This window comes from Nocardioides sp. (assembly GCA_037045645.1).
Classification (GTDB): domain Bacteria; phylum Actinomycetota; class Actinomycetes; order Propionibacteriales; family Nocardioidaceae; genus Nocardioides.
Window position 1 is genome coordinate 117,699 of the sequence record JBAOIH010000001.1, and the last position, 25,086, is coordinate 142,784.

Here is a 25,086-nt window from a genome sequence, read left to right on the forward strand (position 1 = left end):
CCGCGAATTCTTCCTCACGCCGCTCTCGGGAGTGCTCGCCGACCGAGGGCACGTCGCGACTCTGATCGTGTCGGGCTTCTTGCTCACCGGCGCTGGCTCGACCCTGCTGGGGTGCTGGCTGCTCGCCGTCGGCGGGCCTTCCGGGCTGGCCGGCCCCACGCCCGTGCTGCTCGCCTCGTTGGTGGTCGGCCTGGGCTTCTCGGTCGGTTCGGCGTCGACATCAGCGGTGCTCACGGTCCTTGTCGAACCTCACGAACTCGCGGTCGCCATCCCGCTGAACTCCGTACCGCTGATGGTCGCGCGAGCGCTGGGTCCGGCTCTGGCGGGGCTCCTGCTCCTCATCGCCGGGCCGGCGAGCGCCTGCCTGTGTGCGGCTCTGCTGAACTTCGGCTGCGCCGCTGTGATGGCCTGGTTGCGATTGCCGCAGCGCCTCGCTGCCGAGGATGAGGCCGGCTCGGTGCGACTCGCGACCGCAATCGCCCATCTGTGGCAGAACAAGCCCTTGCTGCTGGTGCTGGTGGGTGCCGCCGCTATCGGCATCGGCGCGGAGCCCGGCGTCACGTTGGCGCCTGCTTTGGCGGCCCAGTTGGGCGAGGTACGAATGGCCGGTTGGATCGCCAGTTCGTTCGGTGTCGGTGGCGTGCTCGGTCTGCTCGCACTGGGCACCGTACGCCGCAGGTTGGGGCACGCTCACGGTGCCTCAGGCGGGCTGCTGCTGATGTCCGCGGGCCTCCTCGTGGTCACGATTTCGGGCTCGGTGGGACTCGCGCTCGCGGGGATGGCCCTAGCGGGTGTGGGCATGACGATCGCTCACGCCAGCAACGCCACGTTGCTCCAACTCCTGACGCCGCCTGGTCTGCGCGGACGGGTGACCGCGCTGTGGTTCCTGTGCTGGCTGGGCGCCCGTCCCGTGGGCGCAGCGCTGATCGGCGCGCTCGGCGATGTGTGGGGCGTGACCGCGGGGCTGCTAGGCACCCAAGCGGTCGTGGCCGGTGTCGCTGTCGCTTGCTGGCTCGTGTGGCGCGGCGTCAGGGAATGAGCACGATCTTGCCGGTGTGCTCGCTTGCCTCAAGCCGCTGGTGTGCCTGTGCGACCTCCGAGAGCGGCATGACTTGATCGATGACCGGGAGGATCTGTCCCGACTCCACCAGGGGCCAGATCGAATCCTCCACCTCGCGACAGATCGCGCCCTTTTCTGCCACCGGCCGAGGCCGCAGCGAGGTCGCCATCACCGCGGCTCGCTTCACCAGCAACTTGCCCATGTCGAGTTCGGCGCGCGTGCCGCCCTGCATGCCGATGATCGCGAGTCGGCCACCGGTGGCGAGGGTGGACAGGTTGCGTGCGAGGTACGAACCCGCCATGTTGTCGAGGATGACGTCGACACCGCGACCGTCGGTGGCTTCCTTGGTCGCGGCCACGAAGTCTTCGGTGCGGTAATTGATCGCTAGGTCGGCGCCCAGGCCGCGCGCCGTGTTCGCCTTCTCGTCGCTTCCCACGGTCGTGATCACGCGATGCCCCAGGGCGGTCGCCAACTGGATGGCGAAGCTGCCGATACCGCCAGCCCCGCCGTGGACCAGCAGCGTCTCGCCCGGTTGCAACCGCGCCGTCATCCACACGTTCGACCACACCGTCGCGGAGACCTCCGGCAGCGCAGCGACGGCTGGAAGGTCGAGATTCGAGGGCACGGGCATGACCTGTTGCCAAGGCACCGCGACCCTGCTGGCGTACCCGCCTCCGGCGAGCAGAGCGCACACTCGGTCACCGACCTGCCACCGTTCGACCGCTTGGCCGACCTCGACGATCGTGCCCGCGCACTCGAGGCCCATGACGTCCGTCACGCCGGGCGGCGGCGGGTAGTAGCCCTGCCGTTGCAAGGTGTCTGCGCGATTGACGGCAGTCGCCGCCACCTCGATGACCACCTCGCCCTCGCCTGCAACGGGATCCGGCAACTCGGTGAGCGCCATGACATCAGGCCCACCGAACGACTCCATGGTGATCGCACGCATGCGCTCACCTTGCCATGTCGATCACCGGGATTGAAGAGAGTTGGCTGTATTTATCATGAGAAATATTGACAGTGACCCGGCGTCGCTGATTCACTCCTCCACGAGCGTGACCGCGGTCACAACAGCACAGTGCCGGGAGGCAGTTCGGATGGACATCAGCTCAACGGGTCGCTCAGCCTGGGCGAGGGCCGGGGATCTTGCTATCGAGGTCCCTGCCGTGATCATCACGTTTTTGATGATGCTGCAGATCACCGCCAACGCCGTGCTGCGGACCTACTTCAAACAACCCATCGAATACACCCTTGAGATCACCCAGTACTGGTACATGCCCACGCTGGCCTTCCTTGGCTTCATGGCGGCCCAGCGCAGAGGCCAGCACATCGCCGCGGACCTGATCTTCACCCGGTTGCCGGAGGTGACCAAGCGTCCCGTGTTGGCCTCGCTGTACGCGGCTGCGGTCGTGCTGAGCATCGGGCTGGCGTGGTACGGCTGGGGGGAGGCTGTCGAGGCCTTCGAGTTCAAGAAGCACGCGGGGGTCTCCCCGCTGCCGGCGTGGCCGGTGTACTTCTTGGCACCGCTCGCCTTCGCCGTGATGACCGTGCAGTACGCCTATGCCACGATCCGGGTCTTCACCCACGGCGTGGATGACAGCCTCGAAGAGGCCGAGCTCAAAAGCGTCGACGAGGACGAGGTCCTTGCTGCGCGAGAGGACCGCTGAGATGACTGCCGAGACCCTGCCCGTCGTACCAGCCGAAGACGCGACCGAGCCGCCTAAAGGTTCGGGATCGTGGCTGACGTTCGTCATCGCCATCGGATTGCTGATCGCGTTGACGATCGGCATCTTCATGCCTCTTTTGCCCGAAGCGATCGGTGTCATCGCCTGCTTGCAGATGCTGGTCCTGATCTTCCTGCGGCTGCCGGTCGCGCTGGCGATGATGATCCCTTCGCTGCTCGGCATGTTCGCGATGCGCGGCTGGATGCTCGTGGAGTCGTCGCTGGCCACCATGCCCTACTCCGAGACAGCGACCTGGAGCCTGAGCGTCATCCCGATGTTCATCCTGATGGGGCTTCTGCTCTGGAAGGCCGGCCTCACCGAGGCACTGTACGTGGCCGCTCAGCGTTGGCTCGGCTGGTTGCCCGGCGGCCTGGCAGTCGGCACCAACCTGGCGGGCTCGGGCCTCGCGGCCGTGAGCGGATCGTCGGTGGGAACGACCTATGCGCTGGCTCGCATCGGCATCCCCGAGATGCTCAAAGCCGGCTATGACAAACGGATGGCGATCGGCGCGGTGATCGTCGCCGGACTGCCCGGCCAACTGATCCCGCCCAGCATCATGCTGGTCATCTATGCAGGCATCGCGGAGGTCCCCGTCGGGCCGCAGTTAATGGCGGGCATCGGGCCAGGCGTCATGGTGGCGATCCTGTTCACGATCATGATCGTGGCCTTCGCGACGTTCAAGCCCGCTTGGGGTGGGCGAGGAGGGGAGGAGCCGGAGTCCTATTCCTGGGCTCAACGCTGGCGCTCGCTCGTGCCCATCTGGCCGGTTCCGATGATCATCGGCATCATCATCTGGGGCACCTTCTCGGGAGTCTTCACCGCATCGGAGTCCGGCGCCGCTGCTGCTCTCGTCTCACTCATCGTGGCTATGATCTGGCGCCGAAACTCGGGCCCATGGCGAGCCGTCGCCGATGCGGCAGTTGCCACGGTCAGCAGCGTGGGTGCGATCTTCTTCATGCTCGTCGGGGTCGAGATGCTCTCCCGGATGATGGTGCTGACCGGGATCACCACTGGATTCAGTCAGATGGTCGAGTCGATGAATCTCGGGCGTACGAGCTTCCTGCTGATGATGCTGCTCGTCTACCTAGTGCTCGGCACGTTCCTCGAGCCGCTGCCGATGCTCGTCCTCACGGTTCCGATCCTGATCCCGACGCTGCAGGCGCTCGACATCTCACTGCTCTGGTTCGGCGTCTTCGCGGTCTTCATGGGGGAACTCGCGGTGGTCTCGCCCCCGGTCGGCATTCTCGCCTTCATCATCTACAGCATCGTGAAGGACCCCGAGGTCAACAGAGGTCAGAAGGTGTCCATGGGCGACGTGTTCATGGCGGCAACCTGGTTCTTGCCGATGGCCGTGCTGGTGTCGCTGCTGTTGATCTTCTTCCCGGAGGTGGCCACCTTCATCCCGGACTCGATGGGGAAGTAATTCCATAAATCTCATGAGAATTGCTTGCCAGCAATCATCATGAGGAATTAACCTGTGATCCACGTCACCACGCTCCGTGGCTGTCAACAGAGGAGATCACAGATGCGCACACGTTCCGCGAACCGTTGGCTCCGGCCAGCCGCCCTGATCGCTGCCGGCGCCTTGGCCCTGTCAGCGTGTGCCGAGAGCGGCACTGAGGGCGACGCCAGTGGCGGCGAGGGTGTGGAGTTCGGCACCGAGAAGGCAGACTTCCAGGCGGCGTTCGCCGACGTCGACCCGATCAAGATCAACACCCAAGTGCCCGCGCCCAAGGGGTCGCCGATCACCAAGAACTACGAGGACTACTTCGCTGCGATCGAGGACTGGTCGGACGGGAAGATCACCTTCGAGGTGGCCTGGTCCAACGCGGTGGCGCCTGCCACGGAGACCGACGACGCTCTCGCGGACGGCCGCTTGGACATGGGCTTGGTGATGGCGGCCTACGAGCCCGACAAGTACCCCGCTTATGCAGCGTTGAGCGACACGTCTTACATGGGCAATGGCAACCCGCTCGAAATGATCATGACGCCGCATGGGTACGTCACCGAGATCGTGTGGGACAACGAGCAGGTCCAGAAGGAGTTCTCTGACGCGGGCCTCAAGTTGCTAGTGCCCTCGTTCACCGGCGGCGTCAACAGCATCTTGTGCACTGAGGAGCGGCGCAGCCTGGCGGACCTCAAGGGCAGTCAGGTGCGGATCTCTGGTGCGGCGCATGCCGCTGAGGCCAAGGCGCTGGGCATGTCGCCGGTCTCGCTGACCTTCGAGGAGGTCTACGAGGGCCTGCAGCGCGGTGTCCTGGATTGCGCGTTCGCGGGCGTGACGGTCGTCCGTCTCGCGGATCTGCTCTCGGTGTCGCCGCACCTCATCTTGTCGAACGAGGCGAGCTTTGCTCAGGTGCCCTCGACGCTGGTGATGAGCCAACAAGCGTGGGACAAGTTGCCTCTCGTGGCCCAGCAACTGCTCTTCGACCGGCTCGACGTCTTCGTGCAGTCCAACATGGACTCCCTCGTCGGCCTGTTCCGCGACGTCTTGGGTGAGGTCGAGGGCAAGGGCGGCACGATCGCCGGCCTGGATGCTGATGCGCAGGCTGCCCTGGACAAGGGCAACGAGGACTTCCTCGAGGCGATCGCCGACAACGCGGCCATCGAAGACGGAGCCGGCCTAATCGAGCAGATCCGCGAGAAGTCAGAGAAGTGGCGCGCGTTGGTCGGCGAACTGGGCTACGACACCGAGGTGGAGTACGACGAGTTCCCGGCGTGGGCGCAGGAGAACGAGGTCGACCTGACCGACTTCATGGCCAAGGTCACCGAGATTCAGAACGAACAACGCCCTTGACCTTATTCCTCATGAGGAATAGGATCCCTGTGACCGCAGTCACGCGGTCCGAGATCTCATATCGAAGGAGACCAGTCCATGCGCATCATCTCCCCATCGCGCCGAGCGCGCGGCGTGGCTGTATTCGCCACCGTTGCCCTGGCGCTGACCGCCTGCGCTGAGCGGGACGAGAAGTCCGCCACTAGGTCAGACGGCGAAGGGGTCGCGTTCGGCGCCTCCATGGAGGAGTACCAGGCCGCCTTCGAAGAGATCGATGAGATCACTTTGAACACGCAGTCCCCGGCCCCCGAGGGCTCGCCCGTGGGCAAGAACTTCGAGGACTACTTCGCTGCAGTCGAAGAGTGGTCGGGAGGCAAGATCAAGTTCAACGTGACCTTCGCCAACGCGGTCGCTCCTGCGCCCGAGGTGGACGAGGCGATCGCCGACGGCCGCCTGGATCTCGGCAGCGTCATGGCGGGATACGAACCGGACACGTATCCCGCCTACGCGGCCTTGAGCGACACGTCGTTTATGGGTAACGGCTCTCCGCTGGAGATGATCATGACGCCGCACGGCTACATCTCGGAGATCGCCGTCGGCAATGAGCAGGTGCAAGAGGAGTTCGCTGCTCGCGATCTGACGATCCTGGCGCCGGCCTTCACCGGTGGCATTAACGGCATCTACTGCGGCAAGGAACTGCGTACGGCCGCCGACCTCAAGGGAGCACAGGTCCGCATCTCCGGTGCTGCGCACTCGGCCGAGGCCAAGGCGATGGGGATGACCCCGGTCTCGCTGGCGTACGAAGAGATTTACGAGGCACTGCAACGCGGTGTGCTCGACTGCGCCTTCGCCGGGATCACCGTGGTGTCGCTCGCGGATCTGCTCTCCGTCGCTCCGCACGCGATCTTGGATCGCAACACCCACTTCGGACAGGTCCCCTCGGCGCTCTCGGTGAACACCGAGGTGTACGAGGGACTGCCCCTGGTCGCGCAGCAACTGCTCTATGACCGCTCGGACGTGTTCATCGAGTCGAACATGGAAGGTCTCGTGGGCATGTACCGCGATGTCCTCGGCGAGGTCGAGGGCAAGGGCGGCAGCATCGCCGGACTGGACGAGGCGTCTCAGGCGGCTCTGGACGAGGGCAACGACGAGTTCCTCGACGCGGTCGCCAAGAACTCGGCGATCACGGACGGAGCCGGTCTCGTGGAGCAGATCCGCTCGACGTCGGACGCCTGGAGGGCCAAGGTCGGTGAACTCGACTACGACGTCGAGGTCGACTACGCCGACTTCTCCGCCTGGGCGCAAGACAACGAGGTCGACTTCGAGCCGTTCATGGACGAGGTGCGCACCACGTTGTCGGCCAACCGGCCATCCTGATAGCGCCAGCCGCACTCACGAGAAGGAGATCTTCAGCCGTGACCGCCATTGCGACCGATCCGCGCGCAACCTCATCCGTCGAATTCGACGGGAGCCAGCTCTCCAGTGCCGCAGCCGACTTCATCGGTGCCGGTGTAGTGCCGCATGTCATCGACGGTGAGTCGAGGGGATCCGTCGCTGGGGGAGAGCGCGCGATGGTGAACCCTTCGACGGGGCGCACCTTCGGGGCCGTGGCCAACGGCACGGCTGAAGATCTCGACTCGGCGGTGAAGGCGGCCAGGCGTGCCTTCGACGACGGGAGGTGGCGCCGCCTCGCGCCGCGCGAGCAGGAGGCGCGCCTGCATCGACTGGCGGATCTTCTCGTGGAGCATGGGGAGGTCATCGGTGACCTCGATGCGCTCGACGCGGGGATCCTGCGCAGGTACGCGTCCTTCATCGCGCAGTACTCCGCGAACGCGTTGCGCTACTTCGCGGGCTGGCCCACGAAGCTCGTAGGCCAGTTGCCCCCCGTCGGCCCTGAATACGTCGTGCAGGAGCGCGTCGAGCCGATCGGCGTGATGGGAGTCATCAAGCCGTGGAACGGGCCGGGCGCCATCTTCGCCCAGGTGGCACCCGCGCTGGCGGCGGGCAACTCGGTCGTCCTCAAGCCGGCAGAGCACACCCCCTTGAGTGCGACCTATATGGCGATGCTGGCCCTCGAGGCCGGGATCCCCCCCGGCGTGTTCAACGTGGTGCACGGCGACGGCGTCGTCGGCTCGGCCATGGTCGCCCACCCCGGCATCAATCGGCTCTCCTTCACCGGCTCGGTGGGCACGGGACGAGCGCTCGCGGCTGCCGCGGCTCAGACCTTCAAGAAGGTCAATCTCGAACTCGGCGGCAAGTCGCCGGTGCTGATCTTCCCTGACGCCGACCTGGAGGCCGCGGCTGCCGCAGCCACGCGGTCGGTGTGGAACAACTCGGGACAGGTCTGCACGGCAGGCACTCGCACGCTGGTGCATCGCGACATCCACGACGACTTCGTGCGGGCCTGCGTCGAGTTGTCGCAAGCACTGCCGGTGGGCAATGCCTTCGACCCCGAGAGCGAACTCGGTCCCCTGATCACCCCGGAGCAGTTGGCCAAGGTGCGCCACTATGTGGAGCTCGGCCAGAGCGAAGGCGCCACCTTGGAGCACGAGGGCGAGGTGCCCGCCTCGGGGGGCAACATCCAGGCCCCGGTGATCTTCTCGGGCGTACGCAATCAGATGACGATCGCCCGCGAGGAGATCTTCGGCCCCGTCATGTCGATCCTGAGCTTTGAGGACGAGGGCGAGGCGTACCGGTTGGCCAACGACACGGAGTTCGGTCTCGCCGCCGGGGTCTTCACCACCGACATCGCGCGCGCCAACCGGGCCGCCGAGGCGCTGGACGCCGGCACCGTCTGGATCAACTGCTATCAGGTGACCGATGCGGCAGTGTCGTACGGCGGCGCGAAGGCGTCCGGGTACGGCCGCAGCCTGGGTGGTCCTGCGCTGGAGGAGTACACCCGGCGCAAGTCCGTCTGGTCACGCAACTACTGAAGTTTCGAGAGGTCAGGGGCACAACCATGAACAGGTACGTCGACCGGGTGGTGCTGCTTATCGGTGCCGGCTCCGGCATGGGACGCGCGGCCGCGCTGCGCATCGGCTCCGAAGGCGCTCATGTCTGGGTGGCCGATCTCGATGAGGCGAGCGCCGAGGCGGTGGCCGCGGAGATCGTGGCGGCCGGCGGGAGCGCCGTCGGGGTCCGGGTGGACGCCACGGATGTCGATGCCCTGCGGGCACTGTTCGCGCGCATCGGCGATGAGCACGGAGTGCTGCACGCGGTGCACTATCAGGTGGGTATCCCGGGCGCCCCTGGACTGGACATCGACGAGGCAGCCTGGCAGCAGTCGATGGACGTCAACATGAAGAGCGCCTTCTATTCGGCCACGCTCGGGTTCGACCTGCTGGAGAAGGCGGGCGGCAAGGGCAGTGTGACCATGACGAGCACGGCCGCGGCGCTGGTCGGCTCGGGACGCGCGCCGCTGTATTCGATGACCAAGGGCGCCTTGCCGCCGCTCGCCCGTTCGCTGGCGATCGTCGGGGGCAAGCGCGGCATCCGGGTCAACGTGGTGGCTCCGGGCATGGTCGAGACGCCGATGCTGGCCTCGTTCTTCCCCGGAGCCGAAGACCGTGATCCGGCCGAGTTGATGGCCGGATTCCGCGACGTGTTGCCGTTGGGGCGCGGGGCGCAGCCCGAGGAGATCGGCAGCGTCATCGCCTTCTTGAACAGCGATGACGCCAGTTATGTCACCGGCGCCACCATCCCGGTCGACGGCGGCTACACCATCGCCTGAAACCCTTGACCTATTTATCATGAGGAATTAGGCTGGACTCAAGTCCACCACCGGAAGGAGATCGCGACATGAACGAGCAGCTCGTGGCTCAGTTGCAGCGGGTGACCGACGATCTCGACATCCGCCGCGTGATCACCGATTACGCCTCCTTCATCGACTCGCGACAGTGGGATCGCCTGCGGGAGGTGTTCGCCGACGACTTCGCGGTGGAATACCACAACGGCCGGACCCGGGTGGAAGGGCCGCAAGCCGTCGTCGACTACATCATCGAGAACACCGCACACCTGGCCTGGCAGCACCACAACGTGACCCCCTACGGCATCGATATCTCCGGGGACGAGGCCACGGCCCAGGTCTACTTGATCTCGCACCAGGTCGTGACCGACGAGCCGGAGCACGTGCTCACCATGGTCGCCACCTACGACCTTCAGCTGCGACGAGCCGGGAACTCCTGGCAACTCACCTTCATGGAGCACCACATCAAGGTCGCCACCTTCGTGCCGATCATCTCCACTCCGCCGGGCGGGGCGTACGTCCCTCCGGCGGTCCGCCACTGACCGTCTCGCACCATCCGTCGCCACCTCACCAGGAGTGCATCATGCAAGACCACAGCCCCAGCGCCGGCCTCTCGCCCGAGGACGCCCGCGACGCGGAGGACCGCATCAAGCGCGCCCAGGCGGCCGGGTGCCCGGTCGTCCACTTCGACTACACCACCCCGAAGCCGGCGTTGCAGCTATTTCAGTGAGTTCGACAAGCTGCGTGCGCAAGGCCCCACGGCCTACTCCACGTACGGCCCGGGCTTTTGGATGCTGCTCACCTCCGAGCTGGTGCGCGAGGCGTACCAGACGCCGGAGATCTTCAGCAGCAGCGCCACGATCCCGACGGTGCCGCACCCCGACTGGCAGTGGATCCCCACCATGATCGACCCGCCGCTGCACGGGGAGTACCGGCGGATGATGAACATCGCGTTCTCGCCGCGGTTCGTACGCCAGATCGAGGACAGCGTGCGACAGGACTGCGTGGAGGCCATCGAGTCGTTCCTGGACAAGGGTCAGTGCGACTTCATCGAGGACTTCGCCAAGATCTACCCGACGAAGGTCTTCTTGCGCATCGTGGGCCTGCCCCTGGAGGACACCGAGCTTTTCATGGGCTGGGTCGAGACCATCTTCGAGGGATTGGGGCACTTCGGGGACGAGGCCGAGGACCAGTTGCAGGCCCAGCGTGAGATCCACAAGTACTTCGAAGGGGTGCTGAAGGACCGCCGCGAGAATCCGCCGGCCAACCCCGAAGAGGACTTCTTCTCGATCATCGCCAGCTCGCAGATCAACGGCCGGCCGATCACCGACGAAGAGTTCCTGAACATGTCGGAGGTGCTTCTCCTGGCCGGTCTCGACACCATCAAGAGCCAGCTGAGCTACATCTTCTACCACCTCGCGATCACCCCGAAGGACCGCGAGTGGATCGTGCGTGAGCCGGAGATCATCCCCAACGCGATCGAGGAATTCCTGCGCGCGCACAACATCGTGATGACCGCCCGTCAGGTTGCCCAGGACACCGACTTCCACGGCTGTCCGATGAAGAAGGGCGACATGGTGATGGTCGCCAACCCTTCGGCGTCGCGCGACGAGGCGGAGTACGACAACCCCACCGAGATCCAGTTCGACCGTCAGGTCAACCGGCACTACTCCTTCGCCGGAGGTCCGCACCGGTGTGCGGGGGCACACCTGGCGCGACGCGAGATGGCCATCGCCATCGAGGAGTGGCACAAGCGCATTCCGGAATACCGCGTGCTGAACACCGACGGCCTCGTCGAGAGTGGACCTCAGGTCGGCATCGAGAGCTCGTCCTCGGTTGGGACAAGTGAGAACGCGATGACCAAGCACGTCTCCATCGACACCGGCAAGTGCAGCGGCCACGGTCGCTGCTACACCTTGGCGCCGGCCTTCTTCGACTCAGACGACGAGGGTTTTCCGGTCATCCTCCAGACCGTCGTGGCTGAAGACGCAGACGGCATCGCTGACCTGATCGCCGCCGTCGACAACTGCCCCGAGCGCGCGATCACGGTGACGGAGCAGGTCTGAATCATGTCCGTGTCCACACCGCCAGCCCCTGACGTGACACCCGAGCTGACGCGCTTTCGTGCGCAGGCGAGGGAGTGGTTGCGTGGGCATGCGCCGGCCAACGAGGCGCTGCGTGATCCGCACGACGTCTCGGTCTTCCACAACCTCGACCACGAGGCGGAACTGGCAGTGCTGCAACGACTGCGGGAGTGGCAGCGGGCCAAGTTCGACGCCGGGTATGCGGCCCTGGCCTGGCCCGAGGACCTCGATGGCGCCGGGCTTCCGGCTGAGTACGCCGACGCGTTCAAGGCCGAGGAGGAGGGCGTCGTGGCGTTGACCCGCCACGAGCTCTTCTCCGTGACGATCAATCTGATCGCGCCGACCGTCCGGCTCTACGCCAGCGACGAGTTGCGCGGACGGCTGCTGCCGGGTCTGCTGGATGGGTCTTTGCTGGCCTGCCAACTCTTCTCCGAGCCCGGAGCCGGCTCCGACCTGGCCAACATCGCCACGCGTGGTGAGCGCGAAGGTGACCAGTGGGTGATCAACGGGCAGAAGGTGTGGACCTCGGGAGCCCAGTTCGCCGAGTGGGGGCAGGCGATCGTACGCACGGAGCCCGGCTCACGTCGCAACCGCGGGTTGACCACCTTCTTGATCCCCATGAACGCACCCGGAGTGGAGATCCGCCGCATCCGCCAGATGTCGGGCGGCACGAGCTTCAACGAGGTCTTCCTGACCGAGGTCCGGATCCCGGACTCCTACCGTCTCGGTGAGGTGGGCGAGGGATGGGCCGTCACGCGAGCCACGCTCGGTTTCGAGCGCGCGAACGCGTCCAACAAGTCAGGCGTCGGCGGCTCCTTCGAGCAGTTGTTGGAGTTGGCCGAACGCACTGCGGCCCTCGAGCACCGTGACGTCCGCGCGCAGTTGGCCGACATCCGTCTTCGCGAGGTTGCGGCAGAGGTCGCGATGCGACGCGACAAGCGGGCCAGGGAGGCCGGTGAGGCGCCGGGTGCATCCGGCTCCATGCGCAAGTTGCAGTGGGTCGCCAAGCTGAGCCGGGTCTCCGAACTCTCTCGCACCCTGCTCGGGTCGTCCCTGGTGGCAGACACCGGGGTGGACGGCACCACCAGTTGGCAGGCACACGTCCTCGGCGCTCCCGGCTATCGAATCGCCGGAGGCACGGACCAGATCCAGCGCAACATCGTCGCCGAGCGTCACCTCGGTCTGCCTCCAGAGCCGAGGCCCGCTCCCGCGAAGGACGCGTCATGAGCGTCGCGATCGATCTGAGCGGGCGGGTCGCCTTCGTGACCGGAGGCAGCCGCGGGCTGGGCCTGGAGATGTGTCGGGGACTGGCACGTGCGGGTGCGCACGTGGTCGTGGCCAGCCGCAAGCTCGAGAACTGTGTCGAGGTCGCCGACGAGTTGACCCGCGAGACCGGCAACCGGGCATACGCCGTCGCCGCGCATGTGGGCGATTGGCAGGGCTGTGAAGAGGCTGTCCAGTCGACCTTGGCCGAGTTCGGCCACCTCGACATCCTGATCAACAACGCTGGCATCGCCCCTCTCTACGAGTCCTTGGAGTCGGCGTCCGAAGCGCTCTTCGACAAGACGATCGACGTCAACCTCAAGGGGCCCTTCCGCATGAGCACGCTCTTCGCGCCGCATATGCGCGAGGGCGGCTCGATCGTCAACGTCTCCTCGATCGCCTCGGTCCGACCCAAGACCACCGACCTCGTCTATGCCGCGGCCAAGGCTGGCCTGAACACGATGACCAAGGGGTTGGCCCAGGCGTACGGCCCTCGTGTGCGGGTCAACACGATCATGGCGGGGCCTTTCCTCACCGAGATCAGCGAGGCCTGGTACACCGACGAGTGGCGTGCCCGCGCCCAGGCATTCCCGCTCCAAAGGGCAGGGCGGCCTGACGAGATCGTCGGCACCACGCTCTATTTCGCCTCCGACCTCTCCTCCTTCACGACCGGCACCGTCCTTCCTGTCGACGGTGGCCGCTGCGCGATGCCCTGAGGGCGTACGCCGTCCTCCACCTCAACCTTTCTGAAAGTGAGCAAGCCCATGACCACCACGGATGTGCCACAGCATTCGCGTGATCGGCGGCCCGTCAAGCGGGTCGGACCGCTGGCAGGTGTGCGCGTTGCTGACTTCTGCTGGATGGGTGTCGGCTCGGTGGCGACCCGACTGCTCGCGGACTTCGGCGCCGAAGTGATCAAGATCGAGAACCGGCGTCGCATCGACCGTCCGCGACTCCTGCCGATCTATAAGGGCGAGGCCCGCAACTACGGCGAAGAGGTGCAAGACGCCGACCCCGACCGTGGGGGTCTCCACAACAACTACAGCCGCAACAAGCTCGGCATCACCGTCGATATGAAGACCGAGCGGGGACGCGAACTCGTCGACCGTCTGGTCGGGTCGAGCAGTGTGGTCACGGAGAACTTCGCGCCCGGTGTGATGGAGCGCTGGGGCCTGACGTACGAGCGCCTGGAAGAGTTGTCGCCCGGCGTCATCTACGGCCGGATGAGCGGCTTCGGGCACACCGGACCACACGCGCACTTCAAGTCGTACGGGCCGATCGTGCAGGCCGTCAGCGGGCTGTCGTTCATCAGCGGGATGCCCGGCATGGAGCCGTCGGGGTGGGGACTGTCCTATATGGACAACCAAGCGGCCTACTACAACTCGGCGGCGCTGCTGATGGCAATCCTGCGGCGCAACAAGACCGGACTCGGCGCCGAGGTGGACGTGTCGGCAGTCGAGGTGGGAATCTCGATGATCGGGCCGGACATGCTCGACGTCACCGTCAATGGGGCGCGCACCCGGCGACCCGATTTCCCTCGGGGCAACCGTCTCGACCACCCGGCGGCCGCGCCGCATGGGGTGTACCCGAGTCTCGGCGAGGACCGCTGGGTCGCGATCGCCGTGTTCGGTGACGAGGACTGGGATCGCTTCGTGACCGCGCTGGGGCGGCCCGCGTGGACCGAAGATCCGCGGTTCGCCGACTCCGAGGAGCGGAGGCGCCACCAGGATCAGCTGGACACCCACGTCGCCGACTGGACCCGCACCAAGACCGCGCATGAAGTCGTGGAGTTGCTCCAAGGTGCCCAGGTGGCGGCAGGCGCTGTCCAGAACGCGCAGGAGCTCAATGAGAGCGACCCGCAGTTGGCGGCAAGGGGGACCTTCTTCGAGCTTGACCACCCGGTGATCGGGGAGGCGCGCTTCGAGGGCACGCCGGTGCATTTCTCGCGGACCGTGCAGCACACCTGGCGTTCGGCGCCGCTGCTCGGCGAGGACAACCACTACGTGTTCGGTGATCTGCTCGGCCTGCCGGCTGACGAGATCGCCGAACTCGAGGCTGAGGGAGTGATCTGACGTGTGGGACGGACCGACCGGCGAGCTGACCTATTCGGGTCTGCGGGTTATCGAGATCGCCCAAGACCCCCAGGGCGAGATCGTCGGGAAACTCCTGGCTGATCAGGGAGCCGACGTGATCAAGGTGGAGCCGCCCGGGGGTGCCACGGGCCGCCACATCGGGCCGTACGCAGCAGGGCACGAGGGCGACCTCGACCACAGCCTGCATTTTTGGACCTACAACACCGGCAAGTCCTCGGTCGTGCTCGACAGTGCCACCGAAGAGGGGCGGGCTCAGCGAGCAGCCCTGATCGCGAGCGCCGATGTCGTGATCACCAGCAGCAGCCCCGCCGGACTCGCCGCCGACGAGATCGATCCGGTGGCGCTGAGCGACCAGCACCCTTCGTTGATTGTCGTCTCCGTCTCGCCTTATGGCCTCACCGGTCCTTGGGCCGACCGTCGCTCCAGCGACCTGGTGGCGCTGGCTGCCGGCGGCATCTTGATGAGCTGCGGCTACGACGATCACTCACTCCCGCCCGTACGCCCTGGCGGCAATCAGGGCTTCCAGATCGGAGCGAAGCTTCGGCCACCTCGGGCTGTTGCTCGCGCTGCTCGAACGGCAGGCCACGGGGCTGGGGCAGGTCGTCGATGTCTCCATGCACGAGGCCGTGGCGGTCAGTGGTGAGTTGGCCAACCCCTATTGGTTCTATCCGAAGGTGCTCCTGCAGCGTCAGACGTGTCGGCACGCGCAACCCTCGCCCACACAGCCCGCGCTCTTCGAGTGCGCCGATGGCGTGCAGGTCTACTTCGCGCTGATCCTCAGCGACGCTCGCACGTGGACCACCCTCGTCGAGTGGTTGGCCACGCTGGGACTGGATCTGGACCTCGGCGAAGAGAAGTACCTCGCCTTGTCCTACCGCCAACAACACTTCAGCCACATCCAGACGATCATGGAGTCCTTTTTCTTGATGCAGGACTCCGACACCGTCTATCGCGAGGCACAAAGCCGAGGTCTGCCGCTGGGGCCGGTGCTGGCCCCAGAGCAGTTGCTGGAGGACGAGCACCTTCGTGAGCGCGAATATTTCGTGGACGTGGAGGCCGGGGAGGGCATCGTCGCGCAGTTCTCCGGAGCGCCGTTCCGCTTCTCCTACGGCACCGGAGAGCCGAGCGCACCTCCCCGCTTGGACGAGCACGCAGCCATCCTCGATGAGCAGTTGGTGGGGCAGACGTCGTGACGAGCTATCGATGGATGCCGGACGCCTGCGCGATCGCAGGCATCGGCACGACCGAATACTCCAAAGCCAGTGGGGTCGGCGTGACCGCGCTCGCGGCCGATGCGACCTTGCGGGCGCTGCGCGATGCCGGGCTGACGCCTGGCGACGTCGACGGCTTCGTACGCAGTGACTACGACGAGGTCTCCCAGGTGGCGCTCGCCGATGCTCTGGGGATCGACGACATCTCGTATTGGGGACAGAGCGGCCCGGGAGGCTCGGGTCCGTGCGCCATGGTCGGGCAGGCCGTCGCCGCGGTGACCTCCGGTCAGGCGAGCACCGTCGTCGTCTACAGGGCACTCAACGGTCGTTCGGGTCGGCGGCTGGGCAAGGGCGTCTCCGTGCCTGGCGGCGTGGGGGGCAACTCGTCCTTCCTCGAACTCTTCTCGCCCTACGGCGTCACCTCGCCGGGCCAGTTCTTCGCGATGCTGGCGCGTCGCCACATGAGCGAGCACGGCCTCACCCAGGAGGCCCTCGCCGAGATCGCGATGGTGTGTCGTCGTCGGGCCAACGCGAACCCTGCAGCCCAGATGTACGACCGCGAGCTCACGCTGGAGGACTACTACGCCTCGCGGATGATCTCCGACCCGCTGCGGCTCTTCGACTTCTGCCTGGAGACAGACGGCGCGTCGGCCGTCGTGGTCACCTCGGCTGAGCGTGCCCGTGATCTGGCGCAATCGCCCGCCCTGATCCGCTCGGTCGCGCAAGGGACGGGCGTACGCGTCGGGCCGGGCCAGATGTATCCCGTGCTGATGACGGAGTCTCTCGATCACCTGACCTCGCGCAGCACCGCGGCGCGGCTCTATGAGCGTGCGGGTCTGACCGCTGCCGACGTCGACGTCGCGCAGATCTACGACTGCTTCACCATGACCGTCTATCTGCAACTGGCCGACTACGGCTTCTGCAAACCCGACGAGGTCTCCGCCTTTATCGAGGGCGGTGGGCTCGACCTGGGCGGCCCGATCCCGATCAACACCGCTGGCGGCCAACTCTCCGAGGGATACATCCACGGCATGAACCACATCGTCGAAGGCGTACGACAGATTCGCGGCACGTCGACCTCGCAGGTGCCGGGAGCCGAAGTCTCCTTGGTCACCTCGGCCCCGCCGCCGGGTGCGAGCGCACTGATCCTGGTGGCGTCATGAGCGCCGACACCGCACTGGGTGCGGAGGTGGGTCTGCGTCCGGTCACCACAGACCCCGACACCCGAGGGATCTTCGAGGCAGCACGCGAAGGACGTCTGGTGGTGCAGGGGTGCTCGGCCTGTGGCCAGGTGCAACAGCCCCCGCGTCCGGTGTGTCGAGCATGTCTGGGCACCGACCTGACCTGGGTCGACCTGCCCGGGAGGGGAGTGGTGCACACCTGGACGGTCGTCGAGCACCAGATCAACCCGAGCTTCCCCGTGCCTTACACCACGATCCTGGTCGACGTCGATCCGGGCACCGGGCAGGACCCGGTGCGATTCCTCGGTCACCTGGCCGGGCGACCTGATCTGCACGTGGGAACGCCCGTCACGGTCGAATTCGTCGACCTCGAGGACGACATCACTATCCCCAACTGGCAGTTGGCTGCCGACTGATTCCGCGCCGCAGCTCACTCGGCGCGCCTGACGCAAGGAGCATTCCATGGCCTGGGACTTCCAGACCGACCCCGAATACCAGGAGAAGCTCGACTGGGTCGAGCAGTTCATCCGCGAAGAGGTCGAACCCGCCGACCGGATGTACGAGCACCCGCTTGACATGGCCGACCCCGTACGCAACGCGCTGATCAAGCCGCTGCAACAGCAGGTCCGCGACCGGGAGTTGTGGGCCTGCCACCTTGGTCCGGAACTGGGTGGGCCGGGTTATGGACAACTCAAGCTCGCGTTGCTCAACGAACGCATCGGCACGACTCTCAGCGGTCCTGTCGTCTTCGGCACGCAGGCGCCGGACTCGGGCAACGCTGAGGTATTGGCCCACTTCGGCTCCGACGAACTCAAGGAGAGATTCCTCAAGCCGCTGCTGGCCGGGGAGATCGCGTCGTGCTTCTCCATGACCGAGCCCACCGGCGGTTCGGACCCCACGTCGTTCCAGTGCCGCGCGGTCCGCGACGGCGACCACTACGTCGTCAACGGCGAGAAGTGGTTCTCGTCGAACGCCCGCTTCGCGTCCTTCCTGGTGCTGATGGCGGTCACCGACCCAGACGCAGAGCGCCACCGCCGCGCCTCGATGTTCATCGTGCCCACAGACACCCCGGGGATCGAGATCGTCCGCAATGTCGGGGTGACCGGACACGCGGGCCACCAGGGCACGCACGCCTACGTCCGCTACACCGACGTCAAGGTCCCGGTCGCGAACCTCCTCGGCGAGGAGGGCGACGGCTTCAAGGTTGCTCAGGTGCGCCTGGGTGGCGGCCGGATTCACCATGCGATGCGCACGGTGGCGCTCGTACGCCGGTCCCTCGACATGATGCTGGAACGCGCCGTGTCTCGCGAGACCCGGGGCCAGCGCCTGGGCGACCTGCAACTGGTGCAGGAGATGATCGCCGACTCGTGGGTGCAGTTGGAGCAGTTCCGTCTCTTCGTCCTCCAGACAGCCTGGAAGATCGACCAGCTCAAGGACTACAAACTCGTCATCAAGGACATCGCCGGGGTCAAGGTCGCCATGCCCAAGGTGCTCCAGGATGTGGCCGGTCGTGCCCTGCAGTTGCACGGTTCGTTGGGCATCTCCACGGAGATGCCGTTCGGCAAATACGTCCTCGAGAGCTTCCATATGGCGATCGCGGACGGCGCCACCGAGATCCACAAGCAGTCGGTCGCCAAGCAGTTGCTGCGTGGCGTGCAGCCCGCGCCCGACCTGTTCCCCTCGCAGCATGGATTGCGCCTGCAGGAGCAGGCCGAAGCAAAGTTCGCCGAGGCGCTCGCGGACCTGCGAAGCGCGGGGGCCTAGGTCAATGATTCTGGATGACTCCGAGGGTGTGGAGCTGCGCGCCGAACTCACCTCCGTGCTGGCCAGGCTGTTCGAGCGGGTTGCTCCTCTCGACCAGTCGGTCGCCCGCGCCGAGATGGCGATCGAGCGTGGCTATGACCGAGAACTCTGGGAGCGCCTCAACGGTGAGGTCGGAATCGTCGGGCTCGTGGTGCCGGAGGAACTCGGTGGTGCCGGAGCGGGCCTCGCCGAGGCAGCGGTCGTGTCCGAGTTGGTGGGACGGCGAGCGGACGCGTTGCCCTGGCTGGGCACGTTGCTGTGCGTACAGGCCCTCGCGACCAGCGGCGGCGAGGCCGCGCAGCGTTGGCTCGAGCCCCTCGTCGAGGGTCGAGCGATCGGCACCGTCAGCTGGGCCGAGGGGCTCCTGGCCAAGGACGACGACAATGGCTGGCAGGTCTCCGGCGAGGTCGACCTCGTTGTTGACGGCAGCACTGCGGACGTGTTGATCGCCCGTGCCGAGACAGACGATGCGCGTCGATGGTTCGCCGTCGATCTGTCGGAAGCGACGCGCACTCGGCGGGACTGTCTCGACCTGACGCGAGATCTCACTCACCTGTCCTTGTCGGGTGTTCGCGCCACCGCACTGGAGGCCGACGAATCGCTCGGGGGAACTCTCACTGACTACGCGACGGTCGCGTTGGCCGTCGAGCAACTGGGCGTCGCGGAACAATGCGTGGAAGACGCGGTCGCGTACGCCGGGACGCGTGAGCAGTTCGGAAGAACCATCGGCTCCTTCCAGGCGGTGAAGCACACGCTGGCCGACCTGGCGACCGAGGCAGACCTGGCCAGGTCACTGGTCGAGCATGCTCTCTGGGCGTCGACCGCCGATCCCACCCGATTCAGTGAGGCCGCTGCGATGGCGATGCTGGCGGCGTCGGGGGCGGCCGTCACGGCGTCGGCCGAGAACGTCCAGATCCATGGCGGGATCGGGTTCAGCTGGGAGCATCGCGCCCACCTCTACTTCCGCAAGGCGCGCAGCAACGAGGTGCTCCTGGGTGGCCGCGCCGTACACGTCGAGCGAGTCCTCGCCGCGCACCTGGTGGCGTCGTGACCGGAGGTCCCCAGCGGGTGGTCGTGGTCGGTGCCGGCCTGGGCGGCGGGCGTACGTGCGCTGCGCTGCGCGCTGCCGGCTTCGAGGGCGAGTTGACTCTCGTGGGGGCCGAGCAGCACGCGCCTTATGACCGGCCGCCGCTGACCAAGGGCGTCCTGACGCAAGCCAGCGATCCCGACCTCGGCCTCGACCTGGCCGAGCTGCGCGTCGACTTCCTGCCAGGCGTCCGTGCGACCGGCCTCGATCTGGCGCAACGCACGCTGGCGACCGACGCCGGGGAACAGCCGTACGACGCCCTCGTGCTGGCCACGGGCGCCTCCCCGATCCGGCTGCCCGGAGACGGTCCGCAGGTGACCATCCGCACGCTCGACGATGCCGTGGCGCTTCGCGACCGACTGCGACCGGGGAGCCGACTGGCGATCATCGGCGCCGGGTGGATCGGCGCCGAGATCGCAACCGCCGCCGTCGGGCTCGGCGCCCACGTCACCTGCCTCGAAGGAGCGGACGCACCTCTGGCAGGCCCTCTCGGGTCCGAGGTCGGACGACTGCTCCTGCCGTGGTGGCACGACGTGGATCTGCGACTGGGTGTCCAGGTGGCCTCGGTGGAGCGTGACGGCGTACGACTGGTGGGCGGAGAGCTGGTGCCGGCCGACACGGTGCTGACCGCGATCGGCGTACGCCCCGAGGTGGGATGGCTCGCGCACAGCGGCCTGGAGATGGCCGCCGGCGGGGTCGCCGTGGACTCGGATCGACGCACCAGCGACCCACACGTCTACGCGATCGGCGATGCCGCGGCACGTTGGTCGGACTCCCTCGCAGCGAGGGTGCACTCGGGACACTGGGACGAGGCCGTCAACGGCGCCATCGCCGTCGCCGCCACGATCGTGGGCAAACCCCAAGGCCTCGACGAGGTCCCCTACTTCTGGTCCGACCAGTTCGGCCGCAAGATCCAGTACGTCGGCCAGCACCGTCCCAGCGACACCCTGGTGATGCGAACCCACGATGACCCGGCCAAGTGGGGAGCCGCCTGGCTCGACGACCACGGCCGCCTCACCGCGCACGTCAGCGTCGGATTCCCGCGCGCCATGGTCGGTGCCCGCATGGCCATCCAGGAGCGTCGTCCGATCGACCCGGAGCGATGTCGCGATCTCGCGGCTGCCCTGTAGACCCCCAGAACTCCACGAGAGAGAACGCACGTGAGCAAAGACAGTCCCGAGGCTCTTCGCCGAGTCGTGATCCGCTTCGCGGGCGACTCCGGCGACGGCATGCAACTCACGGGCGAGCGCTTCACCAGCCAGGCAGCCGTACTCGGCAACGACCTGGCCACCATGCCGGACTTCCCGGCCGAGATCCGTGCACCGCGAGGCACGCTGCCCGGCGTCTCGTCCTTCCAGATCCAGATCGCCGACCACGACATCCTGACTCCAGGTGACCACCCCGACGTCCTGGTCGCGATGAACCCGGCGGCGTTGAAGGCCAACCTCGGCGACCTGCGCCCCGGCGGGACGCTGATCGTGAACACCGACGAGTTCACGCCCAGGAATCTGGCCAAGGTCGGGTACGACCACAACCCCCTCGAAGGGGACGCGTTGGCCGACTGGACCCTGCACACGGTCGCCATGGCGAAGTTGACCCTGGGGGCCGTCGAGTCAGCCGGCGTCAGCAAGAAGGACGGGGAGCGGGCCAAGAACATGTTCGCCCTCGGCCTGGTGTGCTGGATGTTCGCGCGACCCACCGACGAGACCGAGCAGTCCATCCGCGCCAAGTTCGCGAAGGCGCCGCAGGTGGCCGAGGCCAATCTGCTGGCATTCCGGGCGGGCTGGAACTACGGCGAGACCACCGAAGCCTTCGCCACCAGATATCAGGTCGCGCGGGCCCGGCTGGCTCCTGGCACCTATCGACAGATCTCCGGCAACCGCGCGCTCGCCCAAGGCCTGGTCGCAGCCAGCCAACTTTCCGGCCTGCCTCTTGTGCTGGGGAGTTATCCGATCACCCCGGCCTCCGACATCCTGCACGAGTTGAGCAAACTCGCGGACCTCGGCGTGACGACCATGCAGGTCGAGGACGAGATCGCGGCGATCAGTGCAGCGATAGGAGCCTCCCTCGGGGGTGCCTTGGCGGTGACCTCGACGTCGGGCCCCGGCCTGTCGCTGAAGTCGGAGGCGCTCGGGCTTGCCGTCATGGTCGAGATCCCACTCGTGCTGGTCGATGTCCAGCGCGGCGGCCCCTCGACCGGGCTGCCCACCCGCACCGAGCAGTCGGATCTCCTGCAGGCGGTCTATGGCCGCAACGGCGAGTCGCCAGTGCCGGTGATCGCCGCGAGTTCGCCCGCTGACGCGTTCGACTCTGCGCTCGAGGCAGCACGAATCGCCATCACCTATCGCACTCCGGTGATCTTGTTGTCCGACGGCGCCATCGGCAACGGCGTCGAGCCATGGCGGATTCCGGCACTCGCCGACCTGGACCCGATCGAGCCCGATTACGTCACCGAGGTGTCTGTGCGCACGAAGTATCAGCCGTACGCACGCGACCCGCACACGCTGGCGCGCGCGATGACCCTGCCCGGCACCCCGGGTGCGACCCATCGGCTCGGCGGCCTGGAGAAGGCCAACGGCTCGGGCGCGATCTCCTATGACGCGGCCAACCACGACCTGATGGTGCGGCTGCGCCACGAGCGCATCGCCGGCATCGAGGTCCCGGATGCGGTGGTGGACGATCCGTCCGGTGTCGCCGACCTGCTCGTGGTCGGCTGGGGAAGTTCGGCCGGACCGATCGGGGAGGCGTGCCGCTTGCTGCGCGAGACCGGCGTGCACGTGGCGCACCTGCACCTTCGCCATCTCAACCCGTTCCCGGCCAACCTCGGACACCTGCTGGGCAGTTACCACCGCGTGGTGGCACCGGAGATGAATCTCGGCCAGCTCGCCCAGATGCTGCGAGCCACCTATCTGGTGGACGTCACGCCGATCACCAAGGTGCGCGGAGAGTCGTTCACCTCGGTCGAGTTGGCCCACGCCTTCAACCAGGCACGTGAAGGCACGCTCGGAGTCCATGAGGGTGGCAAGGCAGCAGCCGCGCGCGCTCAGATCATTGCCCGTCCCCGGGTGCTGCAGGAGGAAATGGCATGACGACTTCCACGACTCAATCCCTGATCGGACAGGATCTCGGACTGAGCGCGACAGCATTGGTGCCTGCTGCGGACGCGCCGTTGACCGCCAAGGAGTTCGCGACCGATCAGGAGGTGCGCTGGTGCCCTGGTTGTGGTGACTACGCGATCCTGGCCACGGTCAAGAACGTCTTGCCCACGCTCGGCATCAAGCGCGAGAACATGATGTTCGTCTCCGGCATCGGGTGCTCGTCACGCTTCCCCTACTACGTCGATACCTATGGGATCCACTCGATCCATGGTCGTGCGCCGGCCGTTGCGACCGGACTCGCGGTGACGCGGCCCGATCTCTCCGTCTGGGTCATCACTGGTGACGGTGACGCCTTGTCCATCGGAGGCAATCACCTGATCCACGCGCTGCGCCGCAACGTCAACCTCACGATCCTGCTCTTCAACAACCGGATCTATGGCCTGACCAAGGGCCAGTACTCCCCGACCTCGGAGACAGGCAAGATCACCAAGTCGACACCACAGGGCTCGGTCGATCAACCCTTCAACCCGTTGGCATTGGCGCTTGGGGCCGAGGCCACCTTCGTGGCTCGGGCGCTCGACAGTGATCGGGCCGGGTTGGCGGACGTGCTGCAGCAGGCGGCGACCCATCGGGGCGCCGCACTGGTGGAGATCTATCAGGATTGTCCTATCTTCAACGACGGCTCGTTCGACCTGCTGCGTCGCGAGGGCGCCGAACAGCGGCTGATCGCGCTGCGCCATGGGGCACCGATCGTCTTCGGTGCCGACGGCGAACGCTGTGTGGTGCGGGTCGGATCCCGACTCAAGGTCGCCTCGACCGCAGACGTGTCCGAGGCCGACATCGTGGTGCACGACGCGCTCACCGATGACCCGGAGTACGCCTACGCGTTGGCCCGACTCTCCTCGCAAGACCTCGACCACGTCGTGAGTGGCGTGCTGCGAGCGACGCAGCGCCCGGCCTACGACGATCTGGTGCGCGCCCAGGTGTCGGGTCCGACGCCTGGTTCCCTCGGAAGGAATTGCGGCGACACAGCGACTGATGAACGGGACGGACACATGGACAGTGTGAGGGTGGAACGACGACGCCCCATGCCGAGCCGACACCGTCTCGGTGGTCAGGAGGACCAATGACCAAGAAGACCGCCCCGAAGAAGAGTTCGGCCAAGAAAGGCAAACCGACCGCACCGCCGATCCCGATCGCCGCCGGTGGCTCGGTGTTGCGTCCGCTGAAGGCCGCAGAGGTGGTGGCACGCGAGGTCGTACGCACGATCAGATCGCAAGGCCTCCAGCCGGGAGACAGCCTTCCGTCGGAGTCCGAGATGCTCAAGCAGTACTCCGTGAGCCGGGAATCGCTTCGTGAGGCGCTGCGGCTCCTCGAGGTGGGCGGGATGATCTCGATCCGCCGCGGTCCCGGTGGTGGTCCGGTCGTGGGCACCGTCGACTCGGCCAATCTCGGCCGGATGCAGGCGCTCTATTTCCATCTTGCCGGTGCTACCTACGACGAACTGATGGAGGCCTGGGTCTTCGCAGAGTCCACTCTGGCGCGGATGGCCGCAGCCAACCCGAACGCCGAGGCGCGCGAGGCCGCGATGGCCCCCTATCTCGAGGGGCAGGCGGACGAGGATGACCATCACGACCTCGAGGTCTATATGTCGGGCCACGAGGGCTTCCACGGCACTGTGGCGGCGCTGTCTGGCAACAAGGTGTTCCACCTGACCTTCCGCGCTTACGGCCAACTGGTGGCGCACCACCTGGCCACCGTCGGCGACGTGCGCAATCACCACGCCGCCCTGGTCGAAGACCACCTCAAACTCGCCCAAGCCATCCACGACGGCGACAGCGAAGCCGCGGCCACGCTCATGGAGGACCACCTGAGCAAGGTCGCCAACATCAACAAGGCCACGCTCGGCGCCCTTCTCGAGGGCTCGGTCGAGTGGCTATGACCCTCTAGGTCGTCCCATCAGG

At 66.5% G+C, this 25,086-nt stretch carries 22 protein-coding genes and 2 pseudogenes; 23 read left to right on the plus strand and 1 reads right to left on the minus strand.

Going from position 1 to position 25,086, the window contains the following annotated elements; genetic code table 11:
- The first annotated feature begins 19 nt into the window (after positions 1-19).
- A pseudogene (locus V9G04_00630) lies at positions 20-1,039 on the plus strand (MFS transporter).
- Here the strand turns inward: V9G04_00630 and V9G04_00635 are convergent.
- Complete coding sequence (locus V9G04_00635) at positions 1,029-2,006, minus strand: NAD(P)H-quinone oxidoreductase (GenBank protein ID MEI2711821.1); 978 nt, start codon at positions 2,004-2,006, stop codon at positions 1,029-1,031. The pseudogene V9G04_00630 and the gene V9G04_00635 overlap by 11 nt on opposite strands.
- Before the next feature lie 217 nt (positions 2,007-2,223).
- On the opposite strand from V9G04_00635, the gene V9G04_00640 reads away from it, so the two are divergent.
- The 22 genes and pseudogenes from V9G04_00640 (at position 2,224) to V9G04_00745 (ending at position 25,064) form a co-directional block, all read left to right on the plus strand.
- Positions 2,224-2,724 carry a TRAP transporter small permease gene (locus V9G04_00640; protein MEI2711822.1) on the plus strand — a complete coding sequence of 167 codons (501 nt, stop codon included), beginning with the start codon at positions 2,224-2,226 and terminating at the stop codon, positions 2,722-2,724.
- Between the two features lies 1 nt (position 2,725).
- Positions 2,726-4,204: a TRAP transporter large permease gene (locus V9G04_00645; protein ID MEI2711823.1), complete on the plus strand. Its 1,479-nt coding sequence runs from the start codon at positions 2,726-2,728 to the stop codon at positions 4,202-4,204.
- Positions 4,205-4,306: 102 nt separating this feature from the next.
- A complete protein-coding gene (gene dctP, locus V9G04_00650) occupies positions 4,307-5,578 on the plus strand; it encodes a TRAP transporter substrate-binding protein DctP (GenBank protein MEI2711824.1) in 1,272 nt (423 codons plus the stop codon).
- A gap of 78 nt (positions 5,579-5,656) precedes the next feature.
- Positions 5,657-6,934 carry a TRAP transporter substrate-binding protein DctP gene (dctP, locus tag V9G04_00655; protein ID MEI2711825.1) on the plus strand — a complete coding sequence of 426 codons (1,278 nt, stop codon included), beginning with the start codon at positions 5,657-5,659 and terminating at the stop codon, positions 6,932-6,934.
- A 38-nt stretch (positions 6,935-6,972) separates the two neighbouring features.
- A complete protein-coding gene (locus V9G04_00660; protein ID MEI2711826.1) occupies positions 6,973-8,490 on the plus strand; it encodes an aldehyde dehydrogenase family protein in 1,518 nt (505 codons plus the stop codon).
- 26 nt (positions 8,491-8,516) lie between these two features.
- Positions 8,517-9,287: an SDR family oxidoreductase gene (locus tag V9G04_00665; GenBank protein ID MEI2711827.1), complete on the plus strand. Its 771-nt coding sequence runs from the start codon at positions 8,517-8,519 to the stop codon at positions 9,285-9,287.
- A 68-nt stretch (positions 9,288-9,355) separates the two neighbouring features.
- Complete coding sequence (locus V9G04_00670; protein ID MEI2711828.1) at positions 9,356-9,844, plus strand: nuclear transport factor 2 family protein; 489 nt, start codon at positions 9,356-9,358, stop codon at positions 9,842-9,844.
- 41 nt (positions 9,845-9,885) lie between these two features.
- Positions 9,886-10,032: a hypothetical protein gene (locus V9G04_00675; protein MEI2711829.1), complete on the plus strand. Its 147-nt coding sequence runs from the start codon at positions 9,886-9,888 to the stop codon at positions 10,030-10,032.
- A gap of 61 nt (positions 10,033-10,093) precedes the next feature.
- Positions 10,094-11,368, plus strand: a complete 1,275-nt coding sequence (locus V9G04_00680) for a cytochrome P450 (GenBank protein ID MEI2711830.1) — start codon at positions 10,094-10,096, stop codon at positions 11,366-11,368.
- A gap of 9 nt (positions 11,369-11,377) precedes the next feature.
- The gene (locus V9G04_00685) at positions 11,378-12,613 is read left to right on the plus strand and encodes an acyl-CoA dehydrogenase family protein (protein MEI2711831.1); all 1,236 of its coding nucleotides are present in this window, start codon (positions 11,378-11,380) and stop codon (positions 12,611-12,613) included.
- Positions 12,610-13,365 carry an SDR family oxidoreductase gene (locus V9G04_00690; GenBank protein MEI2711832.1) on the plus strand — a complete coding sequence of 252 codons (756 nt, stop codon included), beginning with the start codon at positions 12,610-12,612 and terminating at the stop codon, positions 13,363-13,365. The genes V9G04_00685 and V9G04_00690 overlap by 4 nt, the downstream gene beginning before the upstream one ends.
- Positions 13,366-13,413: 48 nt before the next feature.
- Positions 13,414-14,721: a CoA transferase gene (locus tag V9G04_00695; protein ID MEI2711833.1), complete on the plus strand. Its 1,308-nt coding sequence runs from the start codon at positions 13,414-13,416 to the stop codon at positions 14,719-14,721.
- A gap of 1 nt (position 14,722) precedes the next feature.
- The gene (locus V9G04_00700; protein ID MEI2711834.1) at positions 14,723-15,385 is read left to right on the plus strand and encodes a CoA transferase; all 663 of its coding nucleotides are present in this window, start codon (positions 14,723-14,725) and stop codon (positions 15,383-15,385) included.
- On the plus strand, positions 15,300-15,935 hold the full coding sequence (locus V9G04_00705; protein MEI2711835.1) for a CoA transferase: 636 nt from the start codon (positions 15,300-15,302) through the stop codon (positions 15,933-15,935). The genes V9G04_00700 and V9G04_00705 overlap by 86 nt, the downstream gene beginning before the upstream one ends.
- Positions 15,932-17,116, plus strand: a complete 1,185-nt coding sequence (locus tag V9G04_00710; protein ID MEI2711836.1) for a lipid-transfer protein — start codon at positions 15,932-15,934, stop codon at positions 17,114-17,116. Before V9G04_00705 ends, V9G04_00710 begins: the two co-directional genes overlap by 4 nt.
- Positions 17,113-17,550 (plus strand): zinc ribbon domain-containing protein, encoded by a 438-nt coding sequence (locus tag V9G04_00715; protein ID MEI2711837.1) that lies wholly within the window; start codon positions 17,113-17,115, stop codon positions 17,548-17,550. Before V9G04_00710 ends, V9G04_00715 begins: the two co-directional genes overlap by 4 nt.
- 46 nt (positions 17,551-17,596) lie before the next feature.
- Positions 17,597-18,898, plus strand: coding sequence for an acyl-CoA dehydrogenase family protein (locus V9G04_00720; GenBank protein ID MEI2711838.1), 1,302 nt, complete (start codon positions 17,597-17,599; stop codon positions 18,896-18,898).
- Positions 18,899-18,902: 4 nt separating this feature from the next.
- On the plus strand, positions 18,903-19,988 hold the full coding sequence (locus V9G04_00725) for an acyl-CoA dehydrogenase family protein (GenBank protein MEI2711839.1): 1,086 nt from the start codon (positions 18,903-18,905) through the stop codon (positions 19,986-19,988).
- Complete coding sequence (locus tag V9G04_00730) at positions 19,985-21,154, plus strand: FAD-dependent oxidoreductase (GenBank protein ID MEI2711840.1); 1,170 nt, start codon at positions 19,985-19,987, stop codon at positions 21,152-21,154. The genes V9G04_00725 and V9G04_00730 overlap by 4 nt, the downstream gene beginning before the upstream one ends.
- A gap of 30 nt (positions 21,155-21,184) precedes the next feature.
- A complete protein-coding gene (locus tag V9G04_00735; GenBank protein MEI2711841.1) occupies positions 21,185-23,113 on the plus strand; it encodes a 2-oxoacid:acceptor oxidoreductase subunit alpha in 1,929 nt (642 codons plus the stop codon).
- Positions 23,110-24,190 (plus strand): annotated as a pseudogene (locus V9G04_00740) (2-oxoacid:ferredoxin oxidoreductase subunit beta). Before V9G04_00735 ends, V9G04_00740 begins: the two are co-directional and overlap by 4 nt.
- A 58-nt stretch (positions 24,191-24,248) precedes the next feature.
- A complete protein-coding gene (locus V9G04_00745) occupies positions 24,249-25,064 on the plus strand; it encodes an FCD domain-containing protein (GenBank protein MEI2711842.1) in 816 nt (271 codons plus the stop codon).
- The last annotated feature ends 22 nt before the right edge of the window (positions 25,065-25,086 follow it).

Excerpts from the sequence above, each read along its gene's own strand:
- V9G04_00635 (MEI2711821.1), bottom strand. The coding sequence starts at position 2,006 with ATGCGTGCGATCACCATGGAGTCGTTCGGTGGGCCTGATGTCATGGCG.
- V9G04_00645 (MEI2711823.1), top strand. The coding sequence starts at position 2,726 with ATGACTGCCGAGACCCTGCCCGTCGTACCAGCCGAAGACGCGACCGAG.
- dctP (MEI2711824.1), top strand. The coding sequence starts at position 4,307 with ATGCGCACACGTTCCGCGAACCGTTGGCTCCGGCCAGCCGCCCTGATC.
- dctP (MEI2711825.1), top strand. The coding sequence starts at position 5,657 with ATGCGCATCATCTCCCCATCGCGCCGAGCGCGCGGCGTGGCTGTATTC.
- V9G04_00665 (MEI2711827.1), top strand. The coding sequence starts at position 8,517 with ATGAACAGGTACGTCGACCGGGTGGTGCTGCTTATCGGTGCCGGCTCC.
- V9G04_00670 (MEI2711828.1), top strand. The coding sequence starts at position 9,356 with ATGAACGAGCAGCTCGTGGCTCAGTTGCAGCGGGTGACCGACGATCTC.
- V9G04_00675 (MEI2711829.1), top strand. The coding sequence starts at position 9,886 with ATGCAAGACCACAGCCCCAGCGCCGGCCTCTCGCCCGAGGACGCCCGC.
- V9G04_00680 (MEI2711830.1), top strand. The coding sequence starts at position 10,094 with ATGCTGCTCACCTCCGAGCTGGTGCGCGAGGCGTACCAGACGCCGGAG.
- V9G04_00690 (MEI2711832.1), top strand. The coding sequence starts at position 12,610 with ATGAGCGTCGCGATCGATCTGAGCGGGCGGGTCGCCTTCGTGACCGGA.
- V9G04_00695 (MEI2711833.1), top strand. The coding sequence starts at position 13,414 with ATGACCACCACGGATGTGCCACAGCATTCGCGTGATCGGCGGCCCGTC.
- V9G04_00715 (MEI2711837.1), top strand. The coding sequence starts at position 17,113 with ATGAGCGCCGACACCGCACTGGGTGCGGAGGTGGGTCTGCGTCCGGTC.
- V9G04_00720 (MEI2711838.1), top strand. The coding sequence starts at position 17,597 with ATGGCCTGGGACTTCCAGACCGACCCCGAATACCAGGAGAAGCTCGAC.
- V9G04_00725 (MEI2711839.1), top strand. The coding sequence starts at position 18,903 with ATGATTCTGGATGACTCCGAGGGTGTGGAGCTGCGCGCCGAACTCACC.
- V9G04_00745 (MEI2711842.1), top strand. The coding sequence starts at position 24,249 with ATGACCAAGAAGACCGCCCCGAAGAAGAGTTCGGCCAAGAAAGGCAAA.